Below are 16405 nucleotides of genomic sequence, written 5' to 3' on the forward strand. Positions count from 1 at the left end.
TTTTATTTTACTGCTTTACGCAAAGATTAGATCTTGTAAGTCCATCCTTTTGTATCTTCCAATTCTCCTTTTTGGATACCTTGGAATTTAGCTTTTAATTCTAGAGAGAAAGTATAATCCGTTGGTAAATCGTAATCAATACCATCTTCTGCAATTGTAGCAAAAGGGGCAATTGTTACTGCAGTACCAATACCGAATGCTCCACGAAGTTTGCCATTCTTAATTGAAGAAATAACTTCTTCAACAGAAATATGACGTTCTTCTACCTTTTTACCCATGTCTTGTAATAATTCTATTACAGTTAAACGAGTAACAGATCTAAGGATAGTATCCTCTACAGGAATAGTAGGTGCCGTTACAAACGTTCCGTCTATATCAAACATTACGTTCATAGTACCCGACTCCTCAATATATTTATGTTCTTTGGCATCTGTCCAAAGTAATTGATCATAACCTTGTTCTGCAGCTAATTTTGCAGGCAATAAAGATGCAGCATAATTACCTGCTACTTTTGCATAACCTGTTCCACCTGGTGACGTTCTGCTAAATTCCTTTTCTACTTTTACTTTTAATGCTTTAGAGTAATATTTACCCGCTGGAGCTGTAATAATAGCAAAAGTATATGTTTCAGAAGGACGCATTCCTAAGAAATTATCTGTAGCAAACATAAATGGACGGATATACAAAGAGCTATCTTCTGTATCTGGAACCCAATCTCTATCTACTTCAAGTAATTTATGTAAGCCTTGCATAAATATTTCTTCTGGCAATGTAGCCATACAAATACGTTCTGCAGAAACATTCATTCTTCTAGCATTTTCTTCTGGACGAAATACTAAAATTTCATCAGGGTTTTGTGCATTTCTAAAACCTTTAAGTCCTTCAAATATTGCTTGCCCATAATGTAAAGATGATGTTGCTGGTCCTAATTGAAAATTATCATAAGGGACGACTCTCAGATCATGCCATTTTCCATCGCTGTAATCTGCCACAAACATGTGGTCAGCCATAATCTTACCAAATGGGATATTATTAAAATCAACTTCGCTTAAGCGAGAATTTTGCGTTTTCTCAACGCGAATATCTAATGCTAAATCCTTCATAATTTTATCCTAACAATTTTTGCGATGTAAAATGTGTCATAAATATAGATACATTTGTACTATTGAGACGAAAATTTTCAAGATTTGTGAAAGAGTTGCCTACTTTTTTTGATCTTAGATAAGAAATTAACGTAAAATATGAACGAAAATATAATTTATATAGGACTTTGCCTTTTGTTTTCAGCCTTCTTTTCTGCAACAGAAATCGCCTTTGTTTCAGCAAATAGGTTACATATAGAAGTACAAAGAACAAAGGATTCTTTTACAGGAAGATTAATCAATAAATTTTTTGAGAATAAATCTACCTTCATTACTACCATTTTAATCGGAAATACTTCTGCGTTAGTAATGTATGGTATCTTTGTATCAAATGTTCTTGATCCAGTTCTTCAAGCATTTTTTATAAAGCAGCTTCCTACATTAGATAGTAGTACTTTAGAAATTTCAGTATTAATTTCTCAAACTGTATTATCTACTATAGTGGTTTTAATTACAGCAGAGTTTCTTCCAAAAAGCTTAACGATGCTTAACCCAGATGTTTTTCTAAATATTGCAGCACCACCAATGAACGTAATCTACATTGTTATGTATCCGATTACGTGGGTAGTAGAAAAACTTTCTCAGTTTACTATCAGATATTTAATGGGTATTAAAAGTGAAGAAAAAGAAACACCTTTTAACCTCACAGACCTAGGGCAGTACATACAAGAAATTGATATTGCTAGCCAAGATGATGATGATACTGAATCTGAAAGTATAGATAAAAAATTCTTTGAAAATGCTCTAGAATTTAAAGAAGTAAGAGCAAGAGATGTAATGATACCTAGAAAGGAAGTTGTTGCTTTAGATATTGAAGAAGATATTGATGCACTTAAAAAGTTATTTATTGAAAGTGGACATTCTAAAATCCCAATATATAGAGATGATCTTGACAATATTATAGGGTACTGCCATGCAAGACAGCTGTTTAAGAAACCTCAGAAAATAGAAGAAATTATACATGAAATGCCTTCTAAACCTGAAACTGCTGCAGCTGATGAAATGATGGCCTTTATGATGGCTGAACAAAAAAGTATGGTATGTATTATTGATGAGTATGGAGGTACCGCTGGTATTGCCACTTTAGAAGATATTACTGAAGAAATAGTTGGTGAAATTGAAGATGAACATGACGAAGAGGACTTACCCTTCTTTAAAGAAGATGAGAATACTTTCTTACTCACTGCCCGCCATGAAATTGATTTATTAAATGAAAAATACGGTTGGAATATAGAAGAAGAGGGGGAATATGATACTTTAGGGGGGTATATTTTATACCATCACAGGAACATTCCTAGTATTGATGAAGAAATTGATATTGACGGCTACATATTTGATATTGTAACAATGGATGGTGCAAGAATTGATATGGTTAGAGTACATTTCCCTATTGTTGAAGAAGACTAATTAACGTAAACCTGAAGGTTTATATTTAGAAGGAGGTACTCCAAATTGCTTTTTAAAAGTATTAGAAAAATGAGCCATATCTGTAAAGCCATAATCATAAGCTATTTCTTTTATGGCTGATTTTTGTAATTCTATTTCTAATGCAGCTGCCTTTAAACGTTTATATTGATAGTAATTATAGATGGTATAGCCAAAAATAGATTGAAACATTAATTCTAGTTTATTTAGATGAATACCTACTTTTTTACTAATCTTTTCAATAGAAGGTTTTTCTGATAAATCTTTGATGATTTCTCTTTTTATATCAAAAAGTATTGCGACCTCTTTATCACTAATATTTGCATTGACAAAATTTATTTTTGAATTTAAACTAAGCGATTCAATCTCACCTAAAATTAAATAGAATAGTGCTCCCAACTGAAAGTACAACCTATTTTCTAATAAGTGGTAGTTCTGCTTTAAACTCTTTTTTAAGAGAAAATTATAGAATTCTAACTCTTGTATATCATCAAAGTAATGATAAAACTTATCTGAACTAAAGAGTTTTTTAGCTGCATCTTTAGATAGCTTTCTCGAGATAAATTCTTTTGTTACAAAAAATACAACCACTAGGTTATCTACCCCTTTGTTTAAATTACCATCAATCTGGATATGATTTGATGAAGTGTAAATACCGTAATTTCTTTTGCTACTTGTTACTGAATGTTCTTGGTCTGTTTCATTAAATTTAACCAAGTCTCCTGTTGTAAAAACACCAAATATATAATCGTATTCTTTTAACGATCTATAATCTAACTCCAATTTAATGTTCTCTTTTATCTTGTAACGCTGTACTACACAAGCAAGGCCTACTTCTAGTTCAACCTTCTTAATTATGCCTTCACACCTTTCATTATCTATTTCGATTGTTGTATTTGAAACCTCAACTCCGCCATATATTTCTATAAGAGCCGCTGTATATTCTTTAAAGGAATTTATTTTAAACATCAATTATTATTGTTTATAATTAAACTAAAATTAACTGATAAAATAAGATATAAAACACAAAATTAAATTGTAAAATAAATAGCAAAAATATCTTAATTTACGCTTATATTCACTTTAAAAAAAAGTAAAAACTCAATATAACTTATATTATTTTACAACTAAAAAATATTTTGTTACAACTTAAACTAAGTTAAGATAAGTACATTTGTATAATCAATGAATTAACGGAAACATTTTAATTTTTTGATACTAAAATATACTTCAATTTAACATAGAAAAAAATGAAAAAATCATTATTAGTTATTTCAGCATTGCTTATTTCAACTTTTACATTTGCACAAAACAATCCTACTACCAAAAATTCAAAACAGGAAATGTCTGTTGATGCATTAAATCCAACAGCAAAAATTTACAAATTTATATTTATGAATAATACCTCTTTAGGGACTAAAAATACAAATACACTATATATTGAACCTGCTATTCCTGTAAATATTTCTAAGAAAATTAAATTAATAAACTTTGCAATGATACCAATTGATACACGTAGATCTTCTGATGGTAGTGTATCTGAAACATCTTTAGGTAATATTCAATATTCTGCCAATTTTACTCCAATGCACCCCTTTAAAGTGGGAAGTGGAATCTTAGCTCCCCTTTTAGGGCCTGCTGTTATGTTTAACTCTAATACTTACGGCGATTTAAAATCTCCAAATGATGATAGTTGGAATGTAGGTCTTAACATGGGGGCTACTTATAAAAACAAAGGTTTCTTGGCTGTTGCATCTTATTCTCCTACATGGGGTGTAGGAGGAGCAAAAATGGATGTTACAACTGTGCAATATATATTTAACTACTCGTTTAAATCTGGTACAGGTATTAATACTTCTCCATTACTGATGAAAAATGAAGGTTTTGAAGGAGAGCAAAAATGGTTAATTCCTGTAGGAATTGGCGTGTCTCAGATAATAAAAACTAAAAAAGCAATTTTTAATATTGCGGTAAGTGCTTACTATAATGCAGTAAGACCAGATGTTATGGAAGATCAGAAAATGCAAGTACAAGTTAAGTTTTATGTAATGCTTCCATCAAGAAGATAATTAATATAATTTAAGGATAATTTTTAATTTGTGTTAATTTGAATTAACTTGGTAATACAAAAAAATAAACCCTGTACACACAAGCTCTCTCAAATAGTGGCAGGGTTTATTTTTAACTAAATAGAAAGGCCTCACATACACTAAATATGTGAGGCCTTTTTTATTTCCTAAAAGGATTTTTAATTATAAAGCGGCAATAGCAGCTTCGTAATTAGGCTCGTCAACAGTTTCTTTCACTTGTTCAGTGTAAACTACTTTACCTTCTTCGTCTAAAACAACTACTGATCTAGAACATAAACCTGCTAAAGGACCTGTAGTGATTTTTAAACCGTAAGCGTCTTCAAAAGCTGTACTTCTAAATGCAGAACCTGTAATAACAGCATCTAAACCTTCTGCACCACAGAATCTACCAAAAGCAAATGGTAAATCTTTAGATACACAAACAACAACAGTATTTTCTAAACCTGATGCTTTTGCATTAAACGTACGAGTAGACATTGCACAAGTACCTGTATCCACACTTGGAAAGATGTTTAAGATTACTTTTTTACCTTTTAAATCAGATAATGATACTTCTGAAAGGTCTGCTTTTACTAATGTAAAGTCTGGTGCTTGAGAACCTACTGTTGGTAATTCGCCAATAGTTTGAATTGCGTTCCCCTTTAATGTAATTTCTGCCATTTGATTTGGAAGAGTTTAATGATAGTTTATAAATTCGCCTAGAATACTAGACCTAATCACAAGTTAATAGATACAATTAATATGAATCCATCTCAACAAGAAATAATTAATAAAACAGCCAAATTTATAGAAGAAAAGTTTGCAGGTGAAGGTACTGGCCATGATTGGCACCACATTTACCGTGTTTGGAAATCTGCAGAACAAATTGCTAAAACTGAGAACTGTAACGCTTATGTTGTTTCCCTCTCTGCTCTTCTACATGATATCGCAGACCACAAATTTTACAATGGAGATCTATTAGAAGGTAGTAGACAAACAAGAACTTGGTTAGAACAAGCTGGAGCCGATAAAGGTACTATTGATCAAGTAGCTGATATTGTAAAAAGAGTCTCGTTTAAAGGGGCAAATGTTAAAGATGAAATGCCTTCTATAGAAGGACAAGTTGTGCAAGATGCGGATAGGTTAGATGCTATTGGTGCCATTGGAATAGCAAGAGCTTTTGCCTACGGTGGTAGTAAACATCGCTCTCTTTATGAGCCTAAAGAGGTATATGAAATGCATAAAGATTTTGATAGTTATCACAAAAGTGAATCATCTACTGTAGCACACTTCTACGAAAAACTTCTTCTTTTAAAAGATAGAATGCATACAGAAACGGCTAAAAAAATTGCTGATAAACGCCATCAATATATGGAAGGATTTCTAAAACAGTTTTATGGAGAATGGGAGGGTAAACTATAATTTTGATAAAAAATTTAATTTAGGTGTAATAAATTTGACTTGAAGGTTACTAACTATTATGAACACCAAAAGTTAAATAAAATGAACATTACCAAAATTCAAAAAAGAGCTACTGCAGAAGAAAATAAAAAGTTACTTTCTCTGTATTCTAAAATTGAAAATTTACTTACTGCCATTGGTCAAAAGGAGTTACCGGAAAGTGAGATCAGTTCTATAAACGAACAAGTTGATAGTATTAATTCATTTGATGGAAACGATAAAGCACTCATCAAATTATTAAAACGTACCTACTCTACTTTAATTAGTCACTTTGAAACTAAATTTAGCTATACGGGTAAAAACTATTACCGCAATCGTTGGTTAGCTATTGGTATGATGGGCGGTGTTATTATTGGCACACTTACAAACGCAATTAATATCGGTATTGGTTTAAGTATCGGACTGTGTTTAGGAATTGCTTACGGTACTCATTTGGATAAAAAAGCAGCCGAAAATGGTAATCAATTAGCTATAGAAATAAGCGAATATTAGTATTTATTCTATATATGAAGGAATCAAAAATTATCAGTTCTATTTAGAGTCAAATTCTAAATTAGCTAATAATTTTTGATTCCTTATTTTATTATGACTGTACGTACATTAATCATTACTTAAATAACTAATAGCAAGTACTACATAATGTTATTCTTACTAATCAATGTTCTTTAACGTCAATCTAACATTAGATTCTTTTAATGTTGGAGCTGTAGAATCATCAAAAATTGGATCTAAAAAGCATAAACAGTTATAATACCAATCTAAATTCCATAAGTCGAAAACTATATCAACTCTTACAATAGAATCACTGCTATTTTCAACTAACAAGTCACAAATTAAAGTGCTTTCATCAAACCATCCATTCCTTCCTGGGGCATAAGTACTCTCACTACCATTACGATACCTAACATAAACTCTCAAGTTTTCTACAAAGTTAGGTAACAACAAATATGGAGCACCTTCTAGTTGACTTACATAGCTGACTTTAATATTGTTAAAATCATCAGTGGCCTTAATTTTATTCTGAAACCTTGTTGTATACTCCATCACTGGAGGTTCTGACAATGGCGATGAATTAAATGTTGTTACTTGAAGTTCATTTGCTGTTGTTTCTTTAATTGGATTTAAGTTAGATTCTTCGATTATGTTGCAAGAATGTATACAAAGAAGTAGAATAATTGATAGAGCTGGAATTAAAGTTTTCATAAATAAAATTGTAGTTATTAAGTTTAATAATTTTACAGTAAGTGGCATCCTTTTTTAAAGAAATGCTTTTTTGAGACTATCTTCCTAAATAAAACCACCTTAAAAAAATCAGTTATAATAATTCTAATAGAATACTTTTAAAGTAAAAAATATGATTTTTGCAATTCAAATTAATTATCGCTGGTTTTTAAGAGTTTCTGGCTGAAAAGATAGTTTTACGTTTTTGTTTTAAAGGTTTCTCATTTTAAGTAATTATGAAGAAGTTGGTAATAGTTTACAAGAGGTTTTTTGATTCATACAATATTAAATTTTAGTTAGCCTTTTAAACTAAAAAAAACTGTAATAATAGATCTGATTATAGCTGCTTGTAATTGATTAATAGTTGTCTAGACACCTAAATATAAAAGAAAAATAAGTTACTAAATTGTAAATATTTCCAAATAGTGCATATTGTTATTCGCTTAGTTTTTAAAAGTTTAAAACTTAATAATCAAATAATTACATTTTGAATCAGCTTATAAAAAATAGTCGGAATTTAAATTAAACACACTTTTTAGCTATTAATACAAACATGAGTGTTCATTAATAATAAAAATATAAAAGCAACTTTATTGATAGTATCCAATTGATAAATAAGAGACTTAAAAAATAAAATAAAATTCTATTTCTTACTTATAAATAGGCAAAATTACATAAATCAAGAACACGCTATTACTTATAAATAGCGTATTTTTGATTTGTATGAATTCCTACTTTGAGGTAAATGTACCTCGAACATCAAATAATTTCATTGACATAGAAATAGCAGCAGTTTTTACCCATTCTTCATAAGTTTCTTTTGCTTTAATTCTTTCCTTTTGGGTAAAATATCCTTCTTCTATTATTTGCTTTAAATCTGCAACATGAGACCAAATATTTAAACGGTCTTCAAAATCATTTCTATCTCTTGTATAATCTTCTTGAGCATTAATAGAATGTATGTTTTCAAATCCAACTTCTTCCAATAAATGAAGTAAGTCAGAACCTATTGCATTATTCATACCTGCTTCTTTTCTCCAAAGTAAAAATGCTTTATAAAAACGTTGCATAGAAATTGGTGGTTGAGGAACCCACTCTAATCGGTTATGATTATAATCTAAAATAGAAACTTGTCCACCATCTTTTAATAAACTTTTGATTTTTACTAAAGCTTCTTTGGGTGTACTTAACCATTGTAAAACTCTAGCACCCACAATTAAATCAAACTTTTCGTCTGAATAAAAATCAAATAGATCAACTGCTTTTAATGTCAAATTAGGTACATCTCCATAGGCTTGTTTACCATTCTCTATTGCTGATGCTGTTCTATCTATTCCTATCACATGACCTTTATTACCTATAAATTCAGCAATATCTCTAGAAATTGCACCTGTTCCACAGCCAATATCCAATACTTTCATACCTGGCTTTAAAATTGACTTTAAGGTGCGATAGTCATTATCTAAAGTTCTACGATTATAGACTGTATTCGCTTCTTCTGGTCTTTCTACTTTTTTGTTCATGAGTTGAATTTGTTTTTGAATTATAAATTGTGATTCGAAAAACAAATATTTAAATTGAATTATAAATCTACAATAAAAAAGTGATTTATAAGTTGAGAAATTGATAAATAAAAACCACTCCTAAATCACTGAAAAACACCAAAATAGAAGTATAAAAAGATAATTATTCTTTATATAAAGTTCAAAATTATTGTAAAAATAAATACGACTTCTAACTTCACTAAAAGCATTTTTAAATAAAAATCTATTGGAACTGAAGTTTCATTTTTTTGTTGTAACTTATATAAGTTAACCCATCACTAAATATTAATTATATGTCAATTCAATCTAGTTGGAAGTCGTTAGGCTCACATACTATCCCCTCTCCAGAAAAAATAGAAGTTGCACTTAGCAGTCAAGACACAGGCGATGTAAGTACTTATAAAGGTGTTGCTCAACTACCATTTAGTATTCCTAGACTTGCTTTTATTCTAGAAGATATAGAAACTCGTAAAAAATGGGTTTCTAGATTGGCAGATGAAATCCTAATTGCTCAAAATGAAGAAGACTTCTCTTTTGTTACATATGAGCATTACGATATGCAGTGGCCTGTAAGCGATAGAGAATATGTGTTAGAGGGAAAATGGACTATTTTAGAAGATACACCCACTACTGCTGTTAGTTTATTGGTTCATTCTATAGAAAGAGATGAATACCCTTTAAGAAAAGATCGGGTTCGAGGAGATTTAAAAAGATTGTACTATTTATTTGAAAGAGTAAGCACCAATGAAACCAAAATAACAGTAGAAATTCAAGTAGATCCAGAAGGTGATTTACCAAATTTCTTTGTAAATATGATACAAAAGAACTGGCCTCTAAATACACTTACGGCACTCTATAACGAAAGTAAAAAAGGAGAACAAGAACATGATTTACTAAAAAAAGCACTGAATAAGTAAAAGGTTAATTTTTATATTTTACAGATATTTCTTTTGGCGTTACGCCATAATGTTTTTTAAAGATAGATGAAAATTTAGATGTTGATGAAAAACCAACAATTCGTGCCACCTCAATAATAGATTTATGCTCTGTAGAAAGAATAGTATATGCCGTTTCTAACCTAAAGTTTTGATGAAAACGAGGTACCGTAGTTCCAAAAACTACTTTAAAATCTCTTTTTAATTTAGATTCTGATATACCATATTTTTTTGCTAATTCTGGCAGTAAAGGTGTTTTATCAAAAAGTTGCGTAAGTTCTTCTTTTAGGTTAAACATAAGTTTAAGGTCATTTTCATGTAATGATTTATTAAACGAGTTGTCTTCTCTTTTCAACATTCTATCCACAAAAACACCTACCATCTCAATTGTCTTACCAAGAATAATACTTTTCTTAAGGGCAATTGAGGTGTCTTTTTTTAAAGTGAAAATTTTCTCTAACATTAAAATAACTTCAACAGGAGCTATCTCGAAATAAGCCCAGCGCTGTTCAATATCAAAAATTTTAAAAAAGTTATTGTAGATAATAGTAGCATTATTCTCTAAAAAATCTTTTGATATTCTTACAGATAGCCATCTACTTCTTTCGCCCTTCATTCCCTTTATTACCACTGCTCTTTGGGTACTAAACATTGACATACAATTCACTGCATTTTGCAACTTATACTGGGTAGGGTCATTGACATCAAATACTATATTTCCTTTGTATTCAAATCTATAATAAATATACTTCGCGGCTTCATTATTCCCCTCAATATTAATGTCTACATTTTGTTTAAAATAAACATCATGAAGTAATATACCTAACCCTTCAAAGGTGTCTATTTTTTCATAAGAGAGTTCAAGAAAAGGATGATGTACCGTAAGAATATTATTTTCTATAGTACCATTCAATTCTGTTTTCAATTGCTCTAAGACATAATCAACTGAGCCTGTTTGGAAAGAAATAATATTAGAAGTTGTCGTATCCATATTCATTTATTTTACTGAAAGATATACATAAATTGACCTAATTAGTACATTAAAAGCTTATTTTTATACTGATATAAATATTAAATCAATGATTAAACAACTATAATAATATCACTTAAAACACATGAGTTATATATTTTTTGATTTCTAAAAAGAATAGAAACAAGTTATGAATATAAAGAGATGCCGTAAAAAAGTATCTTTTTTTTAATGATAAAATAGGGGTTTCTCACTCGTTCTTCCCTTCTACTTATGAAAGCATTACTTATCATCTTTCATATTCATCAATAAAATTCTTAAGTCATGAAATCTAAATATATACTTCTTCTATTTATCTCAATATTCATTGCTTCTTGTAATTCATCAACAATAGAAAAAGCAGACATTATTTTTACAAATGGAAAAATATATACCGTTAATGATGACCAACCTTGGGCAGAAGCAGTAGGTATAAAAGACAATAAAATTATTTTTGTCGGCTCTTCTACAGACGCTAAAAAGTACATTGGAAAAGCCACTGAAGTAAATAATTTACATGGCAAAATGATGTTACCTGGTTTTGTTAGCGGACACGACCATTTAATCTCATCGAATTGGATGAAAGCTGGAGTGCCTCTTTTTGAAGCTAAATCTAAAGCTGATTATTTAAGAATGATTAAAGATTATGCCGATAAAAATCCTAATGAACCTATTGTTTTTGGATACGGTTGGAATAAAGATGCATATGGTGGATGGCCAACTGCAAAAGACTTAGATGAAGCTGTTCCTGACCGCCCAGCTATGATTTTTGATTTTACAATCCATGATATGTGGTTTAATACAAAAGGGTTAGCTGCAGGTAAAATATCGAAAAACACAAAAGATCCTAACCCTGGGCTTACCTATTGGAGAAGAGATGCCAATGGTGCTCCGGAAGGTGTTGCCGTAGAATTGGCCTGGTTAGATGCTTTTATTACTGCAGGTGCTTGGAACCCATCTAAAATGATGAAAGAAAGCCAAGAATTATTGTACGATAAAGCTGCTTCTTGTGGGTTAACTTCGGTTATTAATCAAGGGCTAATTACTCCAAATATTACCAACTTAAAAGTATATAAAGAAGATATGAAATGGTCTTTTGAGTACTTAGATAAACTAGATAAGGAAGGTAAATTAAAGCTACGTACATTTCAGAATTATGTATATAAAAATAGTAAAGATGATGTCGACCTGTTAATTTCTGAAGCACTTGCTTTAAAAGAAAAATACAATAGCGATCGTTTAAGAATGCATGGTATTAAAGTGCATCCTGAAGGAAATTGGAACTCTAATACTTCTTTAATGCTTGAACCATTTTTAAATACAGGTACAGTTGGAGTTTCTGGAGTAAAAGAAAACCTTCTGTTAGAAATCCATAATAAAGCGAATGACAACGGTTTAGATGTACATGTGCATGTAGATGGTTCTGCTACTACTCGTTTTACAATTAATGCTATCGAAGCTTCTCGTAAAAGAGGAAATACAGCTGCTCGAAATGTACTTCAACATTATTTCTGGACACATCCAGAAGATCATAAACGTGTAGTAGAAATGAATATCCCTGTAAATACAACACCTTTGTTTGGAACTGATTGGCAAGGACAAGCAAAAGATGCTTATAAATTTTTAGGAGAAGAGCGTGTAAATACCTATTTCATGAAATACACTTCTTTATCAAAAGATGGGAGTCATAATGTAAGCATATCTGCAGATGTTCCTAGTTCTCCTGTAGAATTATTAGATCCACTTTTTAACTTAGAAACTGCCGTAACACTACAAGATCCTCAGAACGAAAAATCTCAAGCTTTTCCTCCTACAGAAATTCCATTAGACCTGATTACAGGTATTAAAGCCTTAACAATTTATCCTGCTTGGCAGGCACGTATGGAAGATAAAATTGGTAGTATAGAAGTAGGGAAATATGCCGATTTAGTCGTTCTTGAAGACAATATATTTGAAGTAGGAAAAAGAGATCTTTCAAAAATTAAAGTACATGCTACCATGATGGATGGTAAATTTACTTTCAAAAGACAAAAAGGAGTTTCCGTTAACTACAATCCAAAGCACGAAATAAGTATCCCTTCTCAAATTGGGTGTTGTGAACATGGTAATCATAAGCATTAATATATAATATTTCAGGTCCTATCAATTACTTAGTAATTGATAGGGCTTTTAGTACATATAAATGAAACCTATTTGATTATCAATAAATTAATAGTAATTTTATAACAGAAACTAATACAATTGTTATTTATAGAACAATCTTATCACTAACAAAAACCAGTTAACCTAACTAAAAAAATGGCACACGCAAAATTTAATCTAGCGATAGCTCTATTCTTGGGCTTCCTAATCATTTCATGTACTCCAAAAGAAAATCTAAGCATCGATCAACCTGTTAAACCTCAAGATCTCACCACACAAGTAAAAGACACCTATATTGTATTATTAAAAAACCAGCTATCCAATGCAAGAACCCAAAATGCTCCTGTAGATTTTGCACAACGACAAATTGATATGCGCATTCAAGCAGAAAGCTTTGTAGAAGAATTCGAAATTCCTAAAGCAATGATAGACCGAGTTTATGGAGGGGTAGTAAATGGGTTTACAGTTAAAATTTCTGATCAGAAAACACTAGAAGCTCTTAAAGCTGATGATAGGATTTTTAGTATTGAAAAAGATGAAGTTTTTCTTTTAGACAATACAGAAAATACCATAATTAATAGTGTTTCTACACAAACAACACCTTGGGGAATTACTCGTGTTGGCGGAGCATTAACTTACACAGGTACTAACGTAGCCTATATTATTGATTCAGGTATTGATTTAAACCACCCCGACTTAAATGTTGATGAAACAAAAGGCTATAATATTTTTAAATTTGGAATAGATAGCCGAACACTAGACGATACATTTGGACATGGTACTCACGTTGCTGGTACTGTTGCTGCAATAGATAACAGTATTGGTGTAGTAGGTGTAGCTGCAGGAGCATCTGTTATTCCTGTTAAAGTTGTTACTTACTATGGCGGAGGAACTGCTTCTGGGATAATTGAAGGTGTTAATTTTGTAGGTACAAATGGGCAAAGTGGCGATGTAGCAAATATGAGCCTTGGTATTCCAAGAAATGCATCTTTAGACAGAGCTGTAAAAGTTGCAGCAGCTAAAGGTATCAAATTTATTCTTGCTGCCGGAAATGAATCTCAAAATACAAGTAATGTTTCTCCAGCAGGAGCTGACGGTACCAATGTCTATACAATTTCAGCAATTGATAGTACAGACACTTTCGCCTATTTTTCTAATTTTGGTGCTTCTGTAGATTGGGCTGCTCCTGGTGTTAGTGTTCTGTCTACTACAATAAATGGACAATATGGTCTTAAAAGTGGAACATCGATGGCAGCTCCTCATGCTGCAGGAGTTTTACTTTTAGGTGCTCCTAGAGCTTCTGGCAATGTAAAAAATGATCCAGATAGTACTACTGACGCTATAATAAGTAGATAAAACTTAATACCAGATAACGGTTGTATAAATTATTAAAAGTGATAAGAATGCAAAAGGTTATTCCTTATACAAAAAGGGGTAACCTTTTTTTAATAAAGCAGTTTTTGACCTGTATACTCAACTATTTTTTAACATAAAATAGTTAACAAATGTAATTAATACTATTCTTTAAGTTTCATTCACAAATTGATATATAAATATTAACTTACTTTAGGGATCAATAGACCTATTCATCTAAATAACAACTATTTAAAATCAGAAACTGTATTAATTTCATTTAGAAAAATATAACTATTATTCCGACATATATAAGTAGATAATCATAGGTTATCATCCATTTTTAAATGTAATCTTCATAGCCATATTCAAGGTAAAAATTAGGTATCACCTTGTCATTTTAAAATGATAAATTGACCTATAAGTTATTTTTAATAATACTATGATTTATGTATACCTACTACAATCTAACTTTCAGTAAATAGTATACTAACAGTATACTCTGTTCCATTTTTCTTAAAAGTTTAAACATTGTTTTTATGATAAAACTCTAAGTCAAAAACATTAGGATACACTCTGTCACTATATTTCAAAGTTTTGATAGGGATTTTAATTGGATCAATCTATTCTTTCTTGTGCACAAATACTGTAACCTAAGATAGATTAGACCCAAGTATTTTATAAAACATATCTGCAAACCTGATTTTCATTTATAAGAATGAATTGTAGAGATAAGAGTAACATTTAATAATTCTTGTCAATCAGTTAGCTAAAAACCGAAACAACTAACACTAAGTAATCAAGTCTTTAGGATGCTATTGGCTTGGTTACTTTTCTTAATTTTTTTTATAACTATTTCAAAATAATGACAAAGCTATCTCAGCACTTTATTCTATTTTTACTAATTTATTTTGTGTTTACCTTTTGTGTTTGTGCTCAATCATCTTTGTATGATTTTCTGACACCTTTAAAAATTGAAGCTTTTTATAGATTTGATTTTAAAGATGATAATTCTGATAACACTTTCTACATTAATTCATTTGTTCTACAAATTGGAGCAGATAACAAATCAAAATTTAGTAGCCATGAAAAATTACTTTCTGATGAATTCAATATGAGTTCAAATGTAAGTAAAGATCATTTAAACTATACAATTGATGATAATTCTGCAGCTCCATTAAATCTACAAAGTGAACTTTTTAGAGAGAATGATCAGATTATACATTACAACAGAGTAGGTTTTGATATTTACTCTTATACAGAATCAATTGCTACAATATTAGACTGGAAAATCTCTAACGAGAAAAAAAGGATTGAAGGTTATGTTTGTCAAAAAGCCACTTGTTCTTATGGTAATAAAACCTACGAAGCTTGGTTTACAAAACAAGTTCCAATTGCTGAAGGCCCATACAAATTTAAGGGACTTCCAGGCTTAATCGTCAAACTCTATGACTTAGATAAAGACTATGTTTTTACATTAGTCTATTTAAAAAAATTGGCATCGAATAAACGTATTATTGTAGAAAAATCATATCAAAATTCTACAACTATTAATAAAAACGCCTACCATTCTATTCTTACAAAAAGAATAAAGAACATCTCCCTTAATTTACCTACTGAACTAGGTTGTAATAGATATGGGCTACATAACCATTAACTTAGTGAGTTAACAACTATGCTTCCTAATAAAGGAAATTTATGTATTCCTAACATACATGTTTTTAATTAAAAATACTTTGAAGAGGTTATTAGTTTTTTATAAAAAATTGATCATCCTCTCTCCTCCTATCAAAAAAACACAAAAAGCATATTATTAAACCCACCCTTAACACTAAACACCTCCTTTAATATGTAATCACAAATAAAGGGATTATATTCGCTTTATAAAATTAACAATATCTCGCTATGAGATAATATTACAGTGATATACTATGATATTTACCCTAAATTGTTGTACTGCTTAAAACTTATTTTAATACTAACAAATACTATTTAAAAGTATCTTTTTATCAAAGAAGTTTACGACTTTCAACATTTTGATTAAACGATATTTGGCCTTTCTCTTTTTTTAGAGTGAGGCCTTTTTTAATAAAAGAATTATAAA

At 30.4% G+C, this 16405-nt stretch carries 14 protein-coding genes; 8 read left to right on the top strand and 6 right to left on the bottom strand.

Going from position 1 to position 16405, the window contains the following annotated elements:
• Positions 1-26: 26 nt before the first annotated feature.
• Complete coding sequence (locus KM029_RS09735) at positions 27-1103, bottom strand: branched-chain amino acid aminotransferase (RefSeq protein ID WP_144073109.1); 1077 nt, start codon at positions 1101-1103, stop codon at positions 27-29.
• A gap of 138 nt (positions 1104-1241) precedes the next feature.
• On the opposite strand from KM029_RS09735, the gene KM029_RS09740 reads away from it, so the two are divergent.
• Positions 1242-2549, top strand: coding sequence for a hemolysin family protein (locus KM029_RS09740; protein WP_144073110.1), 1308 nt, complete (start codon positions 1242-1244; stop codon positions 2547-2549).
• Here the strand turns inward: KM029_RS09740 and KM029_RS09745 are convergent, their stop codons facing one another.
• Positions 2550-3536, bottom strand: coding sequence for a helix-turn-helix transcriptional regulator (locus KM029_RS09745; protein WP_144073111.1), 987 nt, complete (start codon positions 3534-3536; stop codon positions 2550-2552).
• A gap of 281 nt (positions 3537-3817) precedes the next feature.
• Here KM029_RS09745 and KM029_RS09750 point away from each other — a divergent pair, with 281 nt between their 5' ends.
• Positions 3818-4636, top strand: a complete 819-nt coding sequence (locus KM029_RS09750; protein WP_144073112.1) for a hypothetical protein — start codon at positions 3818-3820, stop codon at positions 4634-4636.
• A gap of 183 nt (positions 4637-4819) precedes the next feature.
• Here the strand turns inward: KM029_RS09750 and tpx are convergent, their stop codons facing one another.
• Positions 4820-5317, bottom strand: a complete 498-nt coding sequence (tpx, locus tag KM029_RS09755; protein ID WP_144073113.1) for a thiol peroxidase — start codon at positions 5315-5317, stop codon at positions 4820-4822.
• 81 nt (positions 5318-5398) lie between these two features.
• Between tpx and KM029_RS09760 the strand changes: the two genes are divergently transcribed.
• Both KM029_RS09760 and KM029_RS09765 read left to right on the top strand, forming a co-directional pair.
• The gene (locus tag KM029_RS09760; protein ID WP_144073114.1) at positions 5399-6058 is read left to right on the top strand and encodes an HD domain-containing protein; all 660 of its coding nucleotides are present in this window, start codon (positions 5399-5401) and stop codon (positions 6056-6058) included.
• Between the two features lie 81 nt (positions 6059-6139).
• Positions 6140-6589 carry a hypothetical protein gene (locus KM029_RS09765; RefSeq protein WP_144073115.1) on the top strand — a complete coding sequence of 150 codons (450 nt, stop codon included), beginning with the start codon at positions 6140-6142 and terminating at the stop codon, positions 6587-6589.
• 159 nt (positions 6590-6748) lie between these two features.
• On the opposite strand, the gene KM029_RS09770 is transcribed toward KM029_RS09765, so the two are convergent.
• Together KM029_RS09770 and KM029_RS09775 are read right to left on the bottom strand one after the other, a co-directional pair.
• A complete protein-coding gene (locus tag KM029_RS09770) occupies positions 6749-7300 on the bottom strand; it encodes a hypothetical protein (protein ID WP_144073116.1) in 552 nt (183 codons plus the stop codon).
• 749 nt (positions 7301-8049) lie between these two features.
• Positions 8050-8841, bottom strand: a complete 792-nt coding sequence (locus KM029_RS09775; RefSeq protein ID WP_144073117.1) for a class I SAM-dependent methyltransferase — start codon at positions 8839-8841, stop codon at positions 8050-8052.
• Positions 8842-9155: 314 nt separating this feature from the next.
• Here KM029_RS09775 and KM029_RS09780 point away from each other — a divergent pair, with 314 nt between their 5' ends.
• Entirely contained in the window at positions 9156-9779 is a 624-nt protein-coding gene (locus KM029_RS09780) for an START domain-containing protein (RefSeq protein ID WP_144073118.1), read from the top strand.
• Positions 9780-9783: 4 nt separating this feature from the next.
• Here KM029_RS09780 and KM029_RS09785 read toward each other — a convergent pair whose 3' ends face one another.
• Positions 9784-10788, bottom strand: a complete 1005-nt coding sequence (locus KM029_RS09785; RefSeq protein ID WP_158631017.1) for a helix-turn-helix transcriptional regulator — start codon at positions 10786-10788, stop codon at positions 9784-9786.
• A gap of 303 nt (positions 10789-11091) precedes the next feature.
• Here KM029_RS09785 and KM029_RS09790 point away from each other — a divergent pair, with 303 nt between their 5' ends.
• From KM029_RS09790 to KM029_RS09800, 3 genes are all read left to right on the top strand, one after another.
• On the top strand, positions 11092-12927 hold the full coding sequence (locus KM029_RS09790) for an amidohydrolase (protein ID WP_144073120.1): 1836 nt from the start codon (positions 11092-11094) through the stop codon (positions 12925-12927).
• 177 nt (positions 12928-13104) lie between these two features.
• Entirely contained in the window at positions 13105-14304 is a 1200-nt protein-coding gene (locus KM029_RS09795) for a S8 family serine peptidase (protein WP_144073121.1), read from the top strand.
• An 862-nt stretch (positions 14305-15166) separates the two neighbouring features.
• A complete protein-coding gene (locus KM029_RS09800; protein WP_144073122.1) occupies positions 15167-15958 on the top strand; it encodes a GLPGLI family protein in 792 nt (263 codons plus the stop codon).
• Positions 15959-16405: the final 447 nt, after the last annotated feature.

This window comes from Flammeovirga kamogawensis, from assembly GCF_018736065.1.
Classification (GTDB): Bacteria; Bacteroidota; Bacteroidia; order Cytophagales; family Flammeovirgaceae; genus Flammeovirga; species Flammeovirga kamogawensis.

Coding starts and splice junctions, on each gene's coding strand:
- KM029_RS09760 (WP_144073114.1), top strand. CDS start 5,399: ATGAATCCATCTCAACAAGAAATAATTAATAAAACAGCCAAATTTATA.
- KM029_RS09800 (WP_144073122.1), top strand. CDS start 15,167: ATGACAAAGCTATCTCAGCACTTTATTCTATTTTTACTAATTTATTTT.
- tpx (WP_144073113.1), bottom strand. CDS start 5,317: ATGGCAGAAATTACATTAAAGGGGAACGCAATTCAAACTATTGGCGAA.
- KM029_RS09790 (WP_144073120.1), top strand. CDS start 11,092: ATGAAATCTAAATATATACTTCTTCTATTTATCTCAATATTCATTGCT.
- KM029_RS09785 (WP_158631017.1), bottom strand. CDS start 10,788: ATGGATACGACAACTTCTAATATTATTTCTTTCCAAACAGGCTCAGTT.
- KM029_RS09765 (WP_144073115.1), top strand. CDS start 6,140: ATGAACATTACCAAAATTCAAAAAAGAGCTACTGCAGAAGAAAATAAA.
- KM029_RS09745 (WP_144073111.1), bottom strand. CDS start 3,536: ATGTTTAAAATAAATTCCTTTAAAGAATATACAGCGGCTCTTATAGAA.
- KM029_RS09795 (WP_144073121.1), top strand. CDS start 13,105: ATGGCACACGCAAAATTTAATCTAGCGATAGCTCTATTCTTGGGCTTC.
- KM029_RS09770 (WP_144073116.1), bottom strand. CDS start 7,300: ATGAAAACTTTAATTCCAGCTCTATCAATTATTCTACTTCTTTGTATA.
- KM029_RS09775 (WP_144073117.1), bottom strand. CDS start 8,841: ATGAACAAAAAAGTAGAAAGACCAGAAGAAGCGAATACAGTCTATAAT.
- KM029_RS09735 (WP_144073109.1), bottom strand. CDS start 1,103: ATGAAGGATTTAGCATTAGATATTCGCGTTGAGAAAACGCAAAATTCT.
- KM029_RS09740 (WP_144073110.1), top strand. CDS start 1,242: ATGAACGAAAATATAATTTATATAGGACTTTGCCTTTTGTTTTCAGCC.
- KM029_RS09780 (WP_144073118.1), top strand. CDS start 9,156: ATGTCAATTCAATCTAGTTGGAAGTCGTTAGGCTCACATACTATCCCC.
- KM029_RS09750 (WP_144073112.1), top strand. CDS start 3,818: ATGAAAAAATCATTATTAGTTATTTCAGCATTGCTTATTTCAACTTTT.